The sequence below is a fragment of the Chryseobacterium panacisoli genome, from assembly GCF_008274625.1.
In the GTDB taxonomy this organism is placed as follows: domain Bacteria; phylum Bacteroidota; class Bacteroidia; order Flavobacteriales; family Weeksellaceae; genus Chryseobacterium; species Chryseobacterium panacisoli.
In genome coordinates this window covers 1356267-1376660 of sequence record NZ_VTRU01000001.1, presented here as the reverse complement: position 1 = coordinate 1376660, position 20394 = coordinate 1356267, and the positions used below count along the sequence as shown (strand labels likewise).

Sequence of the window (20394 nt, the reverse complement as noted above, 5' to 3'; positions counted from 1 at the left end):
TTTAATGATTTTAGGAAAAATGATTATTCGTACTCAGATAACTTCCACCATCTCTCTTCCTGCTTCCAGCTTTCTTTATTTAAAAATCTTCTGAATCACATTTCCGATCTCCACAAAATCTCCGTGATTTCCTACAGAACGTATTTCCGGACTGTTTTTATCATATTCTGAGAAAGGGAAGATCAAAAGATAGTTATTATCGCTCAGGTTTCTGTTGAGAAGTTCCGGGATAAGTCTCATTCGTGGAATATAGGATTTCATACCTCGTTTTGCCATCAGGATAATCAGTGCTTCATCATCTTTCAGCTGGGCAGCGGTTCTTTCACCATCCTGCCATGTGCTCATAATAATAAATTCTGCTTCTATACTGGCTTTTTTCATGATTTTCTGCAGAATATCAATGATGTTTTCAGGGGCATAAAAAACAACTGTAGCCCCGGAATTTCTGGCAATATTCCATACTCTAAGCAATGCATGGAAGAATCCTGCATCCTTATCGGCATTCTCAGGAATCATGACGGCATATTTTTTAATGGTAGAAAGCGGTTGTGCAGCATGATATACGAGCACATTCACATCATCATTCTGCAGGTAACCGTTGTAAAGATTATAAACAAAAGAAGGGGAGAACCCTTTTTCATCCTCCAGTCCGATGATGAGGTCTGTGATTTTCTGTTCCTTAATCACATTATTTACTCCATTGATAACATCATTGTCATATCTTTTTAAAGCCTGCAGTTTCACATCTGCGGCTGCGGCTGCATCTGCTGCCTGGTGAAGAAGCTTTTCAGCATTCTTTACTGAAGATTCATTTTTATCTTCATTGATGACATTCAGGGCAAACAGGTCTTCCGTATTGGAATGCGCTTTGATCAGAATTCCCAGATTCACCATTCTTTCAACTGTTTCCTCATGGTTGATTGCCAAGAGAATATTTTCTTCTTCATGCGTAGTTCCGGAAACCGTATCTTCATTATCACTTTCAGCAATTTTCTGCGCACTTGCCATTGAAATAAAAGATGATATGGTACATGAAATCAGGATCAATAAAATACTGCCATTCAGTACATGTTCATTCAGTAATCTTACCGGTTCTCCGGTTTCGGTTTCAGAAAGGATGATGTTGTATCCTACCATTACAGAGGCCAGTGTTGCTGCTGCAGAGGCAGAGCTTAATCCAAAGATAAGTTTTCCTTCCTCTTTGGTCAGCCTGAATGTTTTTTGAGTAGCTATGGCAGAAAGATATTTTCCTCCGATAGATGCAACCAGCATAATTCCGGCTACCTCCAATGTTTCCCAGCTTTTAAAGAACACTTTAAAATCAATCAGCATTCCCACACTGATCAGGAAAAAAGGAATAAAGATGGCATTACCCACAAATTCAACCCTGTTCATCAGAGAAGAAGTGTGAGGAATAAGTCTGTTTAAGGCCAATCCGGCAAAGAATGCTCCAATAATGGCCTCCACACCGGCCAGTTCAGCAAGCATGGCAGCCAGATAAATCATGACCAATACAAAAATATACTGTGAGATTTTATCCTCCACCCTTTTGAAAAACCAACGTCCTATAATAGGGAAGACAATCAGTACAATCAATGCAAAAACAATGAAAGAAACCGATAATTTAACCCAAAACTCTGTTCCTACATCTCCCTGGGACATTCCTACAATTACGGCAAGTACCAATAAGGCCAGAATATCTGTGATCATTGTACCTCCAACGGTGATATTGACAGCCTTATTTTTTGCAATTCCCAATTTGCTCACTAGCGGGTAAGCGATAAGGGTATGCGACGAAAAAAGACTGGCAAACAGGATAGAGGTCAACATTGAAAAGTGTAAAATATAATATCCTCCAAGATATCCCAGTACAAAGGGAACGGTGAAGGTATAGATACCAAAGGTGAGACTTTTCCATTTGTTCTTTTTAAAATCTCCCATATCAATCTCTAGACCTGCCAGGAACATGATATAAAGCAGTCCGGTAGTTCCCGTTACCACAATACTGCTGTCTCTGGACAATACATTGAATCCGTTCGGACCAATGATGGCTCCGGCGATGATAAGCCCCAAAAGGTGGGGAACTTTAATTTTATTCAGAAGCAATGGCGCTGCCAGAATGATGACCAGTACCAACAGGAACTTCAGTACCGGATCTTCTATAGGAAGACTCAGGTTGTGTATACTCAGTAAAATCATAAGTGTTTATTTTGTGGAACGTACTAATTCAACAGAGAACTTGGCGGTACAGCCATCGGATGTGATGGTTCTTGTTCCTTTGATCTTGTTGTCCGAAATATCATTAAGAAGAACGCTCATTTCTACATTCTTTTTCGCTGTAGAATCTGTTTTGAAAGACAATCTGATCTCATTATTTTCAAATTTGCCCGTATACAGCCTTACCAGATTATTGTTATTGATAATTTTGGTAATAGGCTGGGTAGAATCGTTATCAAATTCCCAGATATCAGTACGTTGATCACCCACAGCATATTCACTGCAGTTGGATTCTGTACAGATTACTTTTCCATTCCATGGGCCGGAAATTTCCGCGGGCCAGGTTGCAATCACTACAGAATCTTTTTTGGCGAAAATGCTGTCTCTCATTTTCAGGAGCGACTGATATTCGGATTCTTTCTTCGCGAATACTTTTTCTTTTTCTAATAATTGTTTTTCTCTGTCTGTCAGGGTTTTCTCCTTTTCTTTGTAATCACAGCTTACAAGAAAAAAAGAAGAGACCAGAAATAAAAAAAATGTGTTTTTCAGCATATTGTATGGGTTGGAGTATACAATATAAGAAAAATGAGGGGAATATCAAACCTGTTTGAAATGCATCTGGATTTTAAAATATTTAATAAGTTAAAAAACAGTTGGATAGATTGGGTAAGATTGTTGGTATTATTTTCTGCTTTAAGACTCTATTTTTTGTCTTTTAAACATCTCCGGTTTGTAATTAATAATAAAAACTCCACAGATGATCATGACAGCCGCAAGAATAAACTTAAAAGTCACTTTCTCATCCATAATCAGCCATCCTAAAAATATAGCAATAATGGTGTTGATATAAGCCAGAATAGAAACCTGTACCGGTGAAATTTTCGTCAGTGCATAATGGAAGGCAAAAAAAGCGGCTACTGAACCAAAAACAGAAAGGTATAACATGGCTGAAATACTCTTTATGGTCCAATTTCCGAAGTTGTAATTTTCAGAAAACAGAAATGCAAAAATAATCTGAACAACACCTGCAAACAGGAACTGATAAAACAGATTTAACGTTATATTTCCGCTCTGGATATTTAATTTCTTGGTGAAAATGGTTCCGGAAGCCCAACCTGCAATAGCGCAGAACAGAAAGATCATCCCCATTCTGTAATCCGGGTTAGCGAGATCTTTCAGTCCGTCCCAGAAAATAAAAAGAATTCCGCTGAAACATAGCAGAACGCCAGTGAGAGCCCGTAAACTGAATTTCTGCAATCCCACAGCTACACTTCCCAGAAAAACAAGGATAGGTGAACAGGCACTGATAAGAGAGGCTAGACTGCTCGAAACAGTTTCCTCGGCTACTGTAGTCATACCATTAGCAACAACAAGCATCAGGGAAGAAAAAATAATCTGATATCCCAAACTCTTCCAGCCGATCCACTTGAATTCCTTTCTGGAAAGTAAAACAACAAGCATAATGAGAGAAGCCAAAAACTGACGGATTCCTGCTACAAACCAGGCAGGAATGGTTTCCACTGCCACACGTATGGCCAAAAATGTAGTTCCCCAGACCATAGCAACGGTAAGAACAGCAAAAATAAGTTTATAATCTTTCAATGTAAATAAGTAGTGTAACAAACAAATGTAAAGGTTTTGCAGAAAAAATAATGGATACAGTTTTTTCAATTTTTGATGATACAGATAAGAGAGACAATGGAGTAGACTTTGGCTTTAATATTTGATTGTGATCAAAGAACTTCCAGCTTCTTCTCTCCAACTTCCAGCTTTACATTTTTATTCTTTATCTTTGAACATCTAATAAAATTGAAGATGGTAGGAATTATTATGGGCAGTCAGAGTGATCTGCCGATCATGGAACAGGCTGCAAATTTTCTTAAAAGCCTTGATATCCCTTATGAATTAACTGTAGTTTCAGCACACAGAACGCCGGAAAGAATGTTCGATTATGCAAAAACCGCTCAGGAAAGAGGACTGAAAGTAATCGTAGCAGGGGCTGGAGGAGCGGCGCACCTTCCGGGAATGGTGGCAAGCTGTACTACACTTCCGGTAATTGGGGTTCCGATCCTGTCCAGTAATTCAATAGACGGATGGGATTCTGTTTTATCTATTCTTCAGATGCCTGGTGGAATTCCGGTAGCTACCGTAGCTTTGAACGGAGCGTTGAATGCAGGGATTTTAGCAGCAAAAATTTTAGGCAGCGGAAATGAAGAAGTAGCAGCAAAACTTCAGAAATACCAGGATTCCCTGAAAGATAAAGTATTAGGAACGGTGGATGATATCAAAGCTCAGCATCCTAATCATTTTGACAAGTAGTTACATTTAAACTCAAAATAAAAGCCTCACTTTTCTGCGAGGCTTTTTTATTTTATTTCTTAATGAATTTTGAAGAGATGGTCTGATCTTTCAAAATAAGCTGTAAAATATAATTTCCGGACGTTAATGCCTGGATGTTGATTTGCTCATTCACCAAATTTCCGCTTAAAACAATTCTTCCGCTCATATCAATAATTTTAAAATCTTTTGCATCGGAATTTTTCACATAAATAATATCAGTGGCGGGATTGGGGTAGATATTGATTTCACCTTTTATCTTTATATCAGAAGTTCCAAGGAAGGATTGACATTCTCCGTTATAGGTATCTCCAATGATTGTCCAGCCCTTGTTGTTAATCAGATAGTTTCTTGCAGTAATTGCTGCATTATGGGAATAGGTAAGAGGAGAAACTGAGGATAGGTTGATATTATCTGGCGTTGAAGGATTCAGGCTCCAGCCATACAGGGTACTGTCATAATTCTGGCAGTTCAGCGCAGAGTTTTTGAACATATTGGAAGCGTACAGTAATGAATTGAGATTCCAGCTTCCCAGGTTTTGGTTAAAAATAATGGCATTGCTGAACATGTTGTTCATGTTTTTTACTAAGCTTACATTCCATTTTCCTATATTTTGGTTGAATTTTTTAGCACCATTGAACATATCCTGCATCCATTCTACTTTTCTGGTATCCCAGTTGGAAATATTACTGTTAAAGTTCTCAGCATTCTGAAACATACCATGCATGAATTTTACGTTTTGGGTATCCCAGCCGCTGATATCCTGATTAAAAGCCTTTGCGCTCACAAACATATTATTCATTTCAATAATCTGTGTTGTATTCCAGTTTCCGAGTGGCTGATTAAAATTGATGGCATTCGAGAACATAAATTCTGCATCAAGATTACTGGACATATCCCAGTTTCCAATAGGTTGATTAAACTGAGTTGCTCCACTAAACATGGCCGTAGTAGCAGTTACTTTTGAGGTATCCCAGTTTGCCAGTGGCTGGTTGAAAAGCTTTGCCGCACTGAATGTTATGCCCATCATGGTAACATTGGATGTATTCCAGTCTCCAACCGGCTGATTGAATACAAAACATCCTGAAAATGTTCCCAACAGCGTTGTTACATTGGCAATGTTCCAGGTATTGATACTGGAATTTCCCACTAAGCTGTAACAGCCTAAAAACATGTTGGACAAATCAGTTACCTCCTTCAGATCAGGAATATCTGTTGCCGTAAAATCTAAAATTTTGCATGCCTGAAATGCCTGTTCCATAGAGGACCACTGAATATTTCCCCATTGTTCTATCAATTGTATTTTATGAACATCTCCTACAATTCCGTTATCATTTAGCATGTCCCAGTCGGCAAATCTTATCTGGTGAAAATTTCCGTTTCCATTGCTTACTTTCAACCGGTAGGTAGCATCTGATGGATTGGGGTTGTGTGGTACTCCGAAATCGATCAGGGTCTGGTAAGCAGAAGTTACATTCGTTAAGGTTGCATTGTGTGAAGGGTAGCCTATTTCTTCCCAATAAATTTGATAATTTGTTCCTCTTCCGGGAAACCAGATCTGATTATTATTTGAGTTAACAGGAATGCCTGCATAAGGATAGGAAGGCGGGGTAAGACTGGGTTTCCATACCGTGATAAATTCATTTTGTGCCTTTACCAGAAATATCAGCAAAAGAAAAATGAGTGTTGGGATTTTTTTAAAAAACATATTTATCGTTTTATGGTTATTAGTTTTTATCGTTATTTCTTAATGAATGGAAATGAATAAATCTTATTTTTAGTCAAGATCTGCAGAATATAATTTCCCGGAGACAAAAGTCTGACAGTAATTTCCTCGTGTTTCAGATTGTCTTTAGCAACAGTTCTTCCGCTCATATCGGTTATGATATAACTTTCCGGATTTGGAATGTTTTTCAGATAAATATGATCTTTTACCGGATTCGGATAGATAGCGGACTGAATGCTGACCTCCGTTTCAGAAGTTGAAAGTGTCTGATTGCATAATCCATTGTAAACATCACCGGATATCGTCCAGCCTTTATTATTAATTAAATAATTTCTTGCGGCTACTGCATCAGCATGAGAATAGACTAATGGTGAGGCGCTTGATAGATTTATATTGGCCGGTGTTGATGAGCTTTGGCTCCATCCGTAAAGGGTTTTGTCATAATTCAGACAACTCATAGCAGAATTGAGAAACATGCCGGTAGCTGTTGTTAATGAACCCAGATTCCATCTTCCGATATTCTGGTTAAAAGCGGTATTATGAAACATTTCGTTCATATTCGTGACATTTCCTGTATTCCAGTTTTGAAGATCCTGATTGAAATTTTCCGAATCATGAAACATGTGTTCCATGGTGGTAACCTTTGCGGTATTCCATTTACTCAAAGATTGATTGAATCCTGTATAATCAAACATATATGACATATCTGTAACATTGGAAGTATCCCAGTTCCCCAGTGGCTGGTTAAAGAGATAATTATCACCAAACATATAATACATATCTGTAATGGTAGAGGTGTTCCAGGTATTGAAAGAGGGATTGCCGATTAGTGAAATACATAAATAAAACATCTGGCGCATACTGGTAACCATGCTGAGATCTGGCACATCAGTGGCTGTTACATCCATATTATCACAATATACAAAAGCATTGTCAAAGCTTTTCCATTTTATTTTTCCCCATTGTACAATTTGGGTGATTTTTGAGCGGTCTGAAGCATTATAAGTGGGAATTAATGTATTATCAAAAAATCTCACCTGATCAAAGCTTCCGTTTCCGTTACTGATTTTAATTTTGTAGCTGGCTTGAGATGGTACAGGATGTAAAGGTGTACCTACGTTGATAATGAATTCGGTAGCAGAAGTTACATTGTTTATTGTTCCGTTATGCTGAGGATATCCTACTTCTTCCCAGGATACCTTGAAGTTGGTTCCCCGGCCGGGAAATTTAATGAATGAGGCATTTTGAGTTTTCCAGATGGTGATGAACTCATTTTGTGCTTTTACAATAAATGTGAGCAAAAGGAAAATGAGTACCGGGATTTTTTTTAAAATCATGTTTATAGTTTATGGTATTAGTTTTTGAGGTAAGAAATAAAGATATGTAAATGTTTTTGTTTATATCTCTATTTTATGATATAAATATAATGAAATTTTAAAATATTAATGATATTATTCGCTGTTGTTTTGAATATTGTTTATTGTTGCCAAATAAAAAACTCTCCGTTTTGGAGAGTTGTACTTTATTCCTGAAGTATATTGTCACGTGTATTTTTCTGGACTGCTATAGCTCCGAAGAGCGCGAGCAAAAAGGCAAAGGCATAAAAACCTTTTTCACTTGGAAGGATAGTGGCATTCCAAAGCCCAATGGCTAGTAATACGATGGATGATAATGTGGCAAACCAACAGATCCCGTAATAAATATCGGTTACCTGAATATTTTCTAATCTGTCCCGTACTGCTTTCTGTAGCGAAACAACAGCAAATAAGCCATAAAGAAGAATAGTGAAATAATATCCTTTTTCATTCAGCAGCATTTCAGCTCTTGCAAGACCAACAATAAAACCAATCATTCCTGCTCCCAATGCTACCCATGATGCTGCGACGAATGCATTCGATACTCTTTGTTTTTTCATAGTTTAATGTTTTATTTAAGAGAGCTAAGATATTCATTTTTTATAAATAGAGCCTTAAGAGGGGGAAAATATGGGCAAAATACGGATTGCTGTAGTAATGGATTTTAAGTTTTGGCTAAAGCCAGTTGATCTTATTTTATTATGAAAACGGACTAAATTCTGTTCTTATTGAAGGTTCATTGTTCTGCTGTAATCCGGATTAGTATTCGGACTGACTTATATCCCCGCATAAAAAATCCCACTATCTTAGAAATAGTGGGATCATATCATGTTTTATATAGATCTTAATATCTGTAGTATTCAGGCTTGAATGGCCCTTTTACGTCTACTCCGATGTATTCAGCCTGCTCAGGAGAAAGAGTTTCAAGCTCCACGCTTAATTTCTTAAGGTGTAAAGCAGCTACTTTCTCATCTAAGTGCTTAGGAAGCATGTATACTTCGTTTTTGTAAGCAGCAGCGTTGTTCCATAATTCGATCTGAGCCAGAGTCTGGTTAGAGAAAGAGTTAGACATTACGAAACTTGGGTGTCCTGTAGCACATCCTAAGTTTACCAATCTACCTTCTGCAAGGATGATTACTTCTTTTCCTTCAATAGTATAGATATCAACCTGAGGCTTCACTTCAGATTTAGTCTGACCATAGTTTTTGTTTAACCAAGCCATATCGATTTCATTATCGAAGTGACCGATGTTACAAACGATTGCTTTATCTTTCATTTTAAGGAAATGCTCTCCTCTTACGATATTGAAGTTACCTGTTGTAGTAATGATGATATCAGCATTATCTACTACAGTGTCTAGTCTTTTTACTTCATATCCGTCCATAGCAGCCTGAAGCGCACAGATCGGGTCAATTTCCGTAACAGTAACGATAGAACCTGCTCCTCTGAATGAAGCCGCAGTACCTTTACCAACATCTCCGTATCCGCAAACTACCACTCTTTTTCCGGCCAACATTACGTCTGTAGCTCTTCTTACTGCATCTACAGCAGACTCTTTACATCCGTATTTGTTGTCGAATTTAGATTTAGTTACTGAATCGTTTACGTTGATTGCAGGCATTACCAAAGTTCCGTTCTTCATTCTTTCGTACAGTCTGTGTACTCCGGTAGTGGTTTCTTCAGAAAGCCCTTTGATATCTTTTGTGAATTCAGGGTATTTATCAAAAACCATGTTTGTTAAATCTCCACCATCATCCAAAATCATATTTAATGGCTTTCTGTCTTCACCAAAGAATAAAGTCTGCTCAATACACCAGTCAAATTCTTCTTCATTTAAACCTTTCCATGCATACACCGGAATTCCAGCAGCAGCAATAGCCGCAGCAGCGTGATCCTGTGTAGAGAAAATATTACAAGATGACCAGGTAACTTCAGCTCCTAAAGCTACCAATGTCTCGATAAGCACAGCCGTTTGGATTGTCATGTGAAGACATCCTGCGATTCTTGCTCCTTTAAGGGGTTGAGATGGTCCGTATTCTTCACGGATAGACATCAAACCAGGCATTTCTGCTTCTGCAAGGGTAATTTCTTTTCTACCCCATTCTGCAAGGGAGATATCCTTAACTTTATAAGGAACGTATTGTGTTGTAGTACTCATATGTAATGAATAATTTTAAATTCAATTGATAACGAAAGGCAAAATTACAATTAATAATTAAGATATAAAAACGGTAGATTAAGTTCGGTTTTATGAGATTAAACATGAGTTAATGTTATTTAGTCTTAATATAAATAATTAATTTAGCTCATAAATAATATATTATGAATCAAAACCATACAGAAAAGAAAATCAAACCTGTTACTCCAAAAGTCCAAGAACTGATCAATGCTTCTAAAAGCATTATTCTGGCTACAGTAGATGCTGAAGGAAATCCCAATTCAAGCTATGCTCCTTTTGTTCAAGTGGACCAGACATTTTATATTCTGGTATCTTTCATGGCAAAACATACTAAAAACCTCGCTGACGGAAGAAAAACATCAATCATGTTTATTGAAGATGAATCTGCTACCAAACAGATTTATGCCCGCGAAAGGCTGACTATTGAAGCAGCAGTATCTCAGATTGAAAGAGATTCTGAAGTATGGAATACTGTAGTTGCCCAACTTAAAGAGACTCACGGAAAAGTAGTGGATGTCATTTCTGAAATGGGTGATTTTATTTTAATTGCATTACAACCTGTGAAAGGATCTTACGTAAATGGATTCGGAAGCGCCTATTTTGTGGATGCGAATCTTGAAATTGTAGAGCACAGAAACGATGTGAATCATCAGTCTAAATAATAAACTGGGAGCTGGAAGCGGGAAGCTGGAGATTTGTAAAGGTTAAGGAAACAAAGAAGTTTTAATTTAATCTTTAATTGATTCTTGTAACGGATAATAACTTCCATCTCCTGTCTCCCAGCTCTTTTCCTCATTCCTTTTTTCATAAACGATTTCTTCTGGCTTTATTTATTTCTTGTTTTTATAACGAATTGTAACTTCCATCCTCCAGCTCCCAGCTTCAAGCTTTTTTTAGTATTTTTGTCTCATATAAAAAAGAATGCCACTCTACAGAGATTTTTCAGATGATAATGCCACCATCCTTGTTTGGAAGTATGATGAAAGTGAAGAACTTGATATTCATCAGCTTCTGGAGCCGGAAAATGCTGAAAAGGTAAAAGATTATCATCCTAAAAAATTATTGGAAGTCCTGATGGTACGTAAGCTACTGAAAGCATTAAAGCCCAATTCTAAGATTTTATATAAAGAAAGAGAGCCTTTTCTTTCTCCCAACGATGCGGAGATTTCCATTACGCATTCTTTTCCCTTTGCCGCCATTGCCATTTCTAAAAATAAAATAGGAATTGACGTAGAAAAGTTCAATCCTAAGATTTTAAGGGTGATTGATAAATTTACCTATGAAAATGAGCGCGGATTCATCCCTGAAGATAAAGCCGATACTTTTTATACGATTATATGGAGTGTGAAAGAAAGTATGTACAAAATTCACCACTCAAAATACTGGTCTTTAAAGAAAAACTATGAAGTGAAGCCTTTCGAGCTGAAGCATCTTCATAAAATAAGCTGCCGTGTCTATGACGATCAGTTTTCTGATGAATTCAAGGCCAGGGTAGAGTTTTTTGATGACTACTGCTTTACGATTGTGGAGGAGTAGGATCTGTCTCGTTTTTGTACTTCTCGATAACTTTTCTCTGTTCTTTTGCTACATCATAGATCAGTTCCAGGATATCGTGGATGTTTTTAAGCTCCGTTAGATGGGATATTTTATCAGGATCTCTTCTGTCTACAATGTCATTTTCCTCAATCTCGGTTTTTCTTTTCAGAAGCATATCTTCAATGGAAGAATCTTCCGGCTCAAGACGGCTTTCCATTTTCAGTGTTTCGTTGATATCATTTCCGTTGAGAAGGGTAGAGGTTTGCTGCATTTCTGCTTCAATCTTCCGGCTCCAGCTTTCAGCATCTATTTCAGGATATTGTTCATTACTCTTGGAATACTGAGAAAGAGAAGCAGTATACGCTGTGATCAGGTGTGATGTTGCCACAAACTGGTGAACAACTTCCAGTTTTTTCTGCTGATTTTTAGGATCTGAAATCATTCTCTGAAAGTTGTCAGAAAGATTGGCCAAAGAAATGATGGCATTTTTTCGCTTTACCTTATACTCTTCAATATCAAAATTTCCCTGTAAGAATTTGGAAATCACACTCTGAAAATAGATAAGATTGTCTGCTGCAGACTTCTTCATCAGATCCAGATTTTGTGTATGTTCCCAAACCGGAAGTACTATATAAGAAACCAGAAAAGCAATGATTCCGGCAATTGCTGTATCAAATATTCTGTCTTTAAAAATGATATTAACTTTCCCTGGATTTAAAAAATTAAAACTCAGGAAAACATAGATTGTCATGAATAATACCGCCCAGAAATACCGTCCTTTCAGGAAACTGAAACACATGATCATGCTGATAAGCAGAATACCAAATAAAACACCGTTAATATGTACAAAATGCAGAATAGCGTAAGCAATGCTGGCCCCTGCAATTGTGCCATAGAGACGGAGCAGGTTTCTCTGTTTCGTGATGGAGTAGGCGGGTTTTAAAATGGCTGTAATGGTAATTAATATCCAATACGTATGCCCCAGTCCCAGAACATCAAACATGGAGAAAATATACCCCAGGAGCAAAGCGGTTGTAATTCTTATTGCATGGCGGAAATGGGAAGAGGATAACGAAATATTATTTCTTAAAACCTTAGCATTGAGCTTGGGCTCATTAGGCATGAATTTTTTCAAATCTAATCCAGTGGATAAACTTTTTGCCAGTTTTATATTCTGAGAAAATACTTTATAGATCTCATTGATTTCTTTTGTGATTTCATAGATACGCATCAGGATCTGGCGCAGGATCATAAAATTTTCCAGGTTATCGGGAGAAAGCTGTTTGTTTCTGAGTTCGAAATAATTATAATTAAGATTTTTTAATTCCAGTTCCAGATTCACCATCGGTTTTGCTCTGGTACCACTTTGAAGGGCAATTCCGATATTGGTGATCTCTTCTGCCAAAATATTGAGATAATCATGGATATTAACCAGAATCATGCTGTCCTCAAAGCTCTGTTGAAGCTTCTGATAATCACTTTCAGAGGTCATCAGCTTCTCATGAAGGTCCATAGAATTCAGGAACATCAGCATCAATAAACGACTTGTAGTTGTAGATTCATTAACGATAGTTCTTGTTTTAAAAACAGTTTCTCTGGTGTCTTCCTGTAAGTTTTTTATTGCAATCTGTTTAGCAATAACCTGTGTTGTAAGTCTATTAAAATCGGGATTCTTCTGATAATAATTAGCTTTAATCTTTAAAAATTCGGCCAGCTGAAGATAATTTTCCCCAATCATCTGGCTTGCCAGTTTATAGGGACGGATTGTAGTTACAATAAGGAATATAAGTAGGAACCATATACAGCCTGAAGCAAAGATCAGAAGACTTTTAAAAATATTACTTCCTGTAAGATGACCATCAATAAAGATGGCGAGTACAACGAGTGACAGCGAACCTACTGCCGCCAATCTCTGACCGTAAACCCCGATCAGGGAGAAAAACATCCCGAATGTGATGACTTCCAGAAGCACCAATATTTTGATATTCATCACAAGACTTGCAATGAGTGCGACAAAAACAAAACAAAAGATTGCAAAAGTAAGGGCATTCCTTCTTCTGATGAAAGGGCCGGGCTGATCTGTAAGGGCTACAAAGCTGGTTCCGAGAGGAAAAAGAAAATATTCCTTCAAAATTCCGAAGTGGGCGAGGACTAGACAGGGCAGAACAGTCGCTAATGTAATTCTGATAGCAGAATATACATACTGACTGGTTACAAATTTTTTTAGTTCTGCCGAATAGTTCATACTGCAAAAATAGCTATTGAATTTAAGAAAATCGCCATAAAAAAAAGACTTTTATAAACTTAAATATTATATTTCTTTAATAATGTGCTATGCTACTTACAATAAATTGACAAGCAAAGCGGATTGGCTATTCACAATTTATTTTTAACACAACAGTTAACAAATCTTGTTCCACGAATTCTTACCTTAGCTTATCTCAACTCCTATACAACAGCTTTATGAAAAATACAATTAAAAATATCTTCATCATATTCTTTTCTTTTTTCATTCTAGGTTGTGGCCCGCAGAACAAGAAACGTTTCAAGGCAAAAGAAATTTATAAATCCAACAGTCTGATCATCACCCAGATTTCAGAAAACGCTTTTATTCACACTTCTTTTAAGCAGACCAATGATTTCGGGAATGTTCCTTGTAACGGATTGATTGTAAAAGACCATAATGAAACTATTGTTTTTGATACGCCAACTAACGATAAAAGTTCTGATGAGCTGATACAATGGATCAGTGAAAAACTTCATGCGAAAATTAATGCTGTGATTCCGACTCATTTTCATGACGATAGTTTAGGGGGATTGCTGGCGTTTCATAAAAAGAATATTCCGTCTTATTCATATGTTAGAACAATTGAATTAGCTAAAGAAAACAATTTTGTCATTCCTGAAAATGGCTTTAATGATTCTGTTATTTTGAAAGTAGGCAATAAGGATGTTATCACTAAGTATTTTGGAGAGGGTCATACAAGAGATAATGCTGTTGGGTATTTCCCAAGTGAAAATATCCTGTTTGGAGGCTGCCTGCTGAAAGAGCTTGAGGCAGGTAAGGGATATTTAGGAGATGCAAATGTCTCTGCATGGTCAGATACCGTTGAAAAAGTAAAAAAAGAATATCCGGACGTGAAAATTGTAGTACCGGGACATGGAGATTATGGAGACGGGAGACTTCTTGATTATACCATTACATTATTTAAAGGTCAATAGTGAATTTTTGCTTTGCAAAGTGAATAGTGAATGGTTGTAGTATATAAAAGAAATTGACAAGCGCAGCGAATTGACGATTGACAGTTGACCATTTATCTTTTCAATAGTGAATTTTTGCTTCGCAAAGTGAATAGTGAATGGTTGTAGTATATAAAAGAAATTGACAAGCGCAGCGAATTGACGATTGACAGTTGCCCACTCATATTTTCAATAGTGAATTTTTGCTTCGCAAAGTGAATAGTTGTAGTGTATAAAAGAAATTGACAAGCGCAGCGGATTGACGATTGCCCACTCATATTTTCAATAGTGAATTTTTGCTTCGCAAAGTGAATAGTGAATGACTGTAGTATGTAAAAGAAATTGACAAGCGCAGCGAATTGACGATTGACAGTTGACCACTCATATTTTCAATAGTGAATTTTTGCTTCGCAAGGTGAATGGTGAATGGCTGTAGTATGTAAAAGAAATTGACAAGCGCAGCGGATTGACCTTTCACAATTGATATAAAAAAAGCCTCATTACAATGTATGAGGCTTTTTTTATATAGCTGTAGCTTTTTTTAACGATCGTTGTTGGATGTTTCTTCTCCGATGTTCCAGGTAAGACCGAAACGAAGCGTATTATCCAATGCACTGTTGATTTTAGACATGTTGATCAGGTAAGAAAGATCCAGTCCGAAAGAACGGTATCTTAACCCAACACCCGCTGTAGCAAACTGTCTAGCTCCCTGCTCTTCACTTTCATGGAAGTAACCTCCTCTTACAGAAAATGCATTGTCATAAGAATATTCTAAAGCACCACTGTACATGATACTGTTTTTATTTTTGAAAGATTTTCCAATACCAGCCATTGGCCCTACATTCGGGATTTGATAGATAGGCTGTCTTGTATTGGGATCAATTCCTGCATATTCAGATCCGGGAACCAAAAGTTTTGAACCTTCTACAGAAATTCCAACTCTGTTCATATCATCCAGGTACATGTCATATCCAACCCCTAATCTTGCCATGGTAGGAAGATAAGATCTTGACTCTTCGTTTCCTGTATAATCCAGTTTAGGACCTACGTTCTGAATTGCTAAACCTGCATTCACTTTACCATCATATCCTCCGATACTGGAGAATCTTGGTGAGGTATAGTATGCTGAAACGTCTACTGCAAAACTGTTGGCCGCTTTAAGTGTAGTGTCTGTGTTGAATCCTCCGGCTAAGTCTGAACGGATAAATCTACCGGTAACAGCACCAGAGAATGAATCGGAAAGCTTCAAAGCATAAGCAACGTCAATTGAGAATTCGTTTGGTTTTGATGTACCCATTGATGCAATTTCTGTACCTACCAGCTGAGTCAGGTCTACCTGTCCCATGTTAAAATAATAGATACTTGCAGAGATTGTAGATCTCTCTTCCTGTCCCAAAAACTTATGGAACGAAGCATATAATAAGAATACATCATTGGTAAGTTTTCCCATATAAGGCGTATAGTTAAGACCTACGGAAGAACTTGTTCTGCTGAAAGGATATTTAGCCGCATTCCAGAATTGTGAAAATGCATCCGGAGAGGTTACCACCCCTTGGTCTCCCATACCTCCTGATCTCGCATCAGGCGCAATTCTAAGGAAAGGAGCTCCGGTAAGAACTGGGTTTACTTTACCTAAATCTTGCGAATAGCCTAAAAAACCAGCACTCAAACCAAATCCTAAAAGCAGTTTAGTAGTTAAATTCATATGTTGTCTTTTATATATTATCAGTTTTTTATTAATATTATTGTCTATGTATTATTTAATTATTTCAAAAGTACCATTTTTTCTACAGCTGTAGCACTTCCTTTGCATTTTTCTTGATTTTGACTTTTTGCAAATATCTTAAAAATATACGTACCTTTTGCTACTGTTGACCCAAAATCATCTCTTCCGTCCCATTCTATTGCCTGACGAGGGGTTCTAAAGCCCTGTAGGAACGGTTCTGCGACTACCGGTTGTGATAAAGTTCTTACCAATCTTCCGGTTATGGTATAAATTTGTACGTTCACATCCAGAATATCATCACAATTGTGTTCAAACTGAATATAGGTTTTATTTGTAAATGGATTTGGCCAGTTCAGCGGACGGTTGATCGTCAGGTGTTGGTCAGATTCATCTTTAACTTCAAAATTTAACGTAGCAGATGTAGAATTATTGTTTATATCCCAAACTTTAAATGTCAATTGGTGTTGTCCAATCGCTAAATTTCTGAAAGGATAGGTTACATTTCCTTTTTGGTAATCGGCAAGACTTGGGTTTAAACACCCGTTTCCTTCTCCGGCAGAATAAAAATCATTTAAAACAACAGTATTGATAATCTGACCATCCAGATACGTTGTAATATCGTGACCTACCCCTGAACCTGTGGAATTGATTCCTGTGTCATCTGTAAGGCAGGCAAGAAGCATAGGATTCTGATTGGTAATTCCACCATCCGCAAAGTTGGTGTTATTCATATACAGCTTTACTTTTGGAGGCTGGCTGTCATTGATTCCATTAGGATTGATATCACCTACTTGTACTGCCTGGTTGTTGAAAACATCCGTTGACTTGTTGTCTGCATAGGCCAAAATTCTTCCCTGTCCTACCGCATAGTTGATGTCTTTAGGAACATAGAATTCGGCAGTGAATACTCCGTTTACAGCAGTTCCGGCAGCTTTTACAATAGCACTTCCTTCCTCAGTATAATCTAAAACCGGGGTTAAAACTCCAGTGTTATTTAATGTCTTTTTATTTAATCTCTTATCAAAAATATTGATGCTGACTTTCCCGTTGAAGGTATTGTTCAATGTTCCGTTCGGATTATTGATATGTCCTTTTATTTTTACAAAATCCAAACCTCTGATAAGCCCCGGAACCGGAGTTTCAATATTATCAATGGTAAGAAGTCTTTGAGGTCTGCTTAGTTTCATAGCAGGATCACCCAGGAAGTTTACCTTTAAATGGTTATTGTTTGGTCCTTTCTGTTTTTTAGCCAGTAAATGTGCATTTCCTAACGAATTGAAATCATCATTGGTTAGTTTAAATATATTCTGAGTGAATGTATTTGTAAAATCGCGCCCGTAATCTACACCAATAGCACGGCTGGAAGTAATCATTGTTGACGCACCTCCCTGTTTCATTTTGATAAACTGTTCTCCTACAGAATTGGTTGCAGGCTCATCCCATAATGTAAATTCACATGTGATGGTAGAAACAAACGGGAATCTGCTGTATACATTGGAGAAGTTATTGGCATTTTGAACCTCAGTAGTTGTTAATACTCTTTCCTGTGCCCAGCCGTTAATTCCCCCGTGCCCGAAATAAAACAGATATAAACTGTTTCCGATAGCATTGGAAATAGCCTGGTTTACCTGTGGATATCTTCGTCCTCCAGATGTACTCTGAGCGGTAAAGGCATCCATATATAATTTTTTAACATTATATTCTTTAAGTTCCGTCTGTCCCGGTTGTTCAAATATGCCGGCCAGAGAACTGTTCATTACATTATGAAACGGACCTCCTCCCTCGTCATTATCATCCACTACAAAGTCAAGTCGCATACGCCAGTCTCCGAAAGGAGTTGACTGCCCCTGAAGCTTGTTGTAATAAGCCAACGTTTTATTAATCATATCTCCGGCTTCACTTGCATTTGCAGCAGGAATTCTTCCTACAGGCAGATCCGGTAAATTGTTTTCAATTAACAATGTGGTCTGCGGCTTGGTCATTACAATATAATCATCCGTTACAAATGAGGATACGTAATCTGAAGACTGTTCACTCTGGTAGCTGGCAACAACGTTTGTATTATTAGGAACTCTGTTTTTATAATCAAATGAAGCATCACCCAGAATAAATACATACTGAAGTCTGCCAAGAGGAGTATTGAGCTTGCTGACAAAATCTCTTATAGCCGTAAGATCTTTACTTCCGCTGCCATATTCTTCGTAGATCTTGTTAATGTCAACAATTTCTACGTTATAATTATCATGGGTCTGATGATAGCTGGCAATTCTCTGTGCCTGGCCCATCATTTCTGGAACCGTCAGGATAAGGTAGTCTATATTTTGTAAAGCAGAAAGATTCTGATTGGAAATTCTTCCCACAAACTGCGGGCTGAAAGCCGCATCAGAACGGAATGCCACAAATTCATTATTGAAATTCTGATCAGCAGCCGTATAAGCAAAGCTGAATGAGCCTGCCCCTGCTTTATTCACTCTTCGGCTGGCATTGGTAATATCCGTCACATCCCATACCTGTTCTATATTAGCAGCATTGGTAATGCTGAATCCATAATCTGTATTGCTTCCGCTTACTATTGAATAATCTCTGAAGTTCATCTGTGAACCGTTGAACGCAAGATTTTCTTTGTACTGAACTTCTACATAATCAAAATAGAACGTTCCGTTGGGGTTTTTAGAAATATCAGGATTCAACACCATTGTAATCTGGTTTCCGGTAAGATTGGTAAGCGTTCCGGAATACGTTACAGGGTAGAAGGTATACTGATAAGATGAAGTATCCGTAGGGATCGTTTGCAGTGGATGCGGATTTAAATTATTGATCTTAAAATCAATCGTATTCTGTTGCGAATTATATGCTACCACCTGAGTTCTGTATCGTATAACATCACCAGCCTGTATGGGTGAGTTGGTAGAAAGTGTTATTGTTTTTTCATTGCTGAAAGGAGTGTCCTCCACCCAGGTTCTTCCTACTTTTAACAGGTTTTTCTGATCTTTGTTGATCACCTGGTAATTGTCATATCTTGTAATCAGCTGGGCAGGAAGGGTTCCATCAACAGTCGGAACTCTTTTTCCGGAACCTTTGTCAAAATTGATATAGTAATAAGAAAAATCTTCATATATATTTTTGACATTATTACTTCTTTCGCTGAATCGGGTATCTTTTCTTTTAAAACCATTTCCGTTGGAAGTGTCATAAAGATTATATCCATCGGGACCCTGAGCATAGAAAAGAGCATAATCATTATCGTTCCATACCCCGTCATCTTCACCTACTACCTGAATGGCATTCTCCTGTAAAGCTCCATATCGTGCATCCTGGTTGTATTCAGGAAGCAGTATTCCTCCGTTTCCATAAATTCTGAAATTTTTAGGATTTACAGAGCTGGGATTGATTCCGTTATCTTTTAAAAACTGTGATGTGATTTTGAATATACCAGACTTGTCAACTTTTATTTTGTAAAAGTTACCACTTGATAATGGGTTGCCGGTTGTTCCTATCTTATTAACAGTTCCTGTAGTATTTACAAATGAAGAGGCTTCCGAAACATTAAACGAAGATAATCTCTGAACACGGCCTTTTACATTTTTAAATAAAGCAACACTGATGCTGGCATAGCTGTCTCCATCTAAATTGTAATAAGAAACATCTGCTACATCATAATCAGGAAGTCTTCCTTTATCCAACTCAAATAAATCCTGTGCAGGAACGTTTTCCCAGACAAGATCTGAAATTTTCAGCTGCTTTTCTCCGATTTTTTGCTTGGTTACTATAAAAACATTATTTTGGCTGAAAGAAAAACCCTCATTTTTAAAATTAGGAAGATTTAATTTTGTGTCGCCAAAATCCTGAATTTTTGAACCATTCCATTCTATGGTGTTTCTTTGGGCGTAAAGTGTTGATGCAAAAGCGATTAAAGATAAAAGCGTAATTTTTCGTTTCATGTTTACTATTGAAATTGCTAAATTACAAAATAAATGAAAATTTTAGAATTAAATTGCGATACAATAAAATTAAATTGTTAACGTTTTTCAAAAAAATCAAATGTTTACTTGATTTATTGAATAATTTATTTTTTCTT

Annotated in this window: 14 protein-coding genes; 4 read left to right on the top strand and 10 right to left on the bottom strand. The window is 37.3% G+C overall.

What is annotated here, in order from left to right; genetic code table 11:
- Positions 1–75 precede the first annotated feature (75 nt).
- From FW781_RS06105 to FW781_RS06095, 3 genes are all read right to left on the bottom strand, one after another.
- A complete protein-coding gene (locus FW781_RS06105) occupies positions 76–2199 on the bottom strand; it encodes a cation:proton antiporter (protein ID WP_149386599.1) in 2124 nt (707 codons plus the stop codon).
- Positions 2200–2205: 6 nt separating this feature from the next.
- Positions 2206–2769, bottom strand: a complete 564-nt coding sequence (locus FW781_RS06100) for a hypothetical protein (protein ID WP_149386598.1) — start codon at positions 2767–2769, stop codon at positions 2206–2208.
- A 141-nt stretch (positions 2770–2910) separates the two neighbouring features.
- The gene (locus tag FW781_RS06095; RefSeq protein WP_149387369.1) at positions 2911–3819 is read right to left on the bottom strand and encodes a DMT family transporter; all 909 of its coding nucleotides are present in this window, start codon (positions 3817–3819) and stop codon (positions 2911–2913) included.
- 213 nt (positions 3820–4032) lie between these two features.
- On the opposite strand from FW781_RS06095, the gene purE reads away from it, so the two are divergent.
- Entirely contained in the window at positions 4033–4536 is a 504-nt protein-coding gene (purE, locus tag FW781_RS06090; protein ID WP_034699885.1) for a 5-(carboxyamino)imidazole ribonucleotide mutase, read from the top strand.
- 52 nt (positions 4537–4588) lie between these two features.
- Here purE and FW781_RS06085 read toward each other — a convergent pair whose 3' ends face one another.
- The 4 genes from FW781_RS06085 to ahcY form a co-directional block, all read right to left on the bottom strand.
- Positions 4589–6262 (bottom strand): BspA family leucine-rich repeat surface protein, encoded by a 1674-nt coding sequence (locus FW781_RS06085; protein ID WP_149386597.1) that lies wholly within the window; start codon positions 6260–6262, stop codon positions 4589–4591.
- 32 nt (positions 6263–6294) lie between these two features.
- Entirely contained in the window at positions 6295–7617 is a 1323-nt protein-coding gene (locus FW781_RS06080; protein ID WP_149386596.1) for a BspA family leucine-rich repeat surface protein, read from the bottom strand.
- A 185-nt stretch (positions 7618–7802) separates the two neighbouring features.
- Positions 7803–8195, bottom strand: coding sequence for an inner membrane protein YiaA (gene yiaA, locus FW781_RS06075; RefSeq protein WP_149386595.1), 393 nt, complete (start codon positions 8193–8195; stop codon positions 7803–7805).
- A 284-nt stretch (positions 8196–8479) separates the two neighbouring features.
- Positions 8480–9793 carry an adenosylhomocysteinase gene (ahcY, locus tag FW781_RS06070; protein WP_149386594.1) on the bottom strand — a complete coding sequence of 438 codons (1314 nt, stop codon included), beginning with the start codon at positions 9791–9793 and terminating at the stop codon, positions 8480–8482.
- Between the two features lie 164 nt (positions 9794–9957).
- On the opposite strand from ahcY, the gene FW781_RS06065 reads away from it, so the two are divergent.
- Together FW781_RS06065 and FW781_RS06060 are read left to right on the top strand one after the other, a co-directional pair.
- Entirely contained in the window at positions 9958–10476 is a 519-nt protein-coding gene (locus FW781_RS06065) for a pyridoxamine 5'-phosphate oxidase family protein (protein ID WP_149386593.1), read from the top strand.
- Between the two features lie 259 nt (positions 10477–10735).
- The gene (locus FW781_RS06060) at positions 10736–11350 is read left to right on the top strand and encodes a 4'-phosphopantetheinyl transferase family protein (protein ID WP_149386592.1); all 615 of its coding nucleotides are present in this window, start codon (positions 10736–10738) and stop codon (positions 11348–11350) included.
- On the opposite strand, the gene FW781_RS06055 is transcribed toward FW781_RS06060, so the two are convergent.
- Complete coding sequence (locus FW781_RS06055) at positions 11331–13595, bottom strand: FUSC family protein (RefSeq protein ID WP_149386591.1); 2265 nt, start codon at positions 13593–13595, stop codon at positions 11331–11333. The genes FW781_RS06060 and FW781_RS06055 overlap by 20 nt on opposite strands.
- Before the next feature lie 218 nt (positions 13596–13813).
- On the opposite strand from FW781_RS06055, the gene blaCHM reads away from it, so the two are divergent.
- Positions 13814–14572, top strand: a complete 759-nt coding sequence (gene blaCHM, locus FW781_RS06050) for a CHM family subclass B1 metallo-beta-lactamase (RefSeq protein WP_149386590.1) — start codon at positions 13814–13816, stop codon at positions 14570–14572.
- Positions 14573–15131: 559 nt separating this feature from the next.
- Here blaCHM and porV read toward each other — a convergent pair.
- A complete protein-coding gene (gene porV, locus FW781_RS06045) occupies positions 15132–16295 on the bottom strand; it encodes a type IX secretion system outer membrane channel protein PorV (protein ID WP_047378455.1) in 1164 nt (387 codons plus the stop codon).
- A gap of 59 nt (positions 16296–16354) precedes the next feature.
- A complete protein-coding gene (gene porU, locus FW781_RS06040) occupies positions 16355–20257 on the bottom strand; it encodes a type IX secretion system sortase PorU (protein WP_149386589.1) in 3903 nt (1300 codons plus the stop codon).
- Positions 20258–20394: the final 137 nt, after the last annotated feature.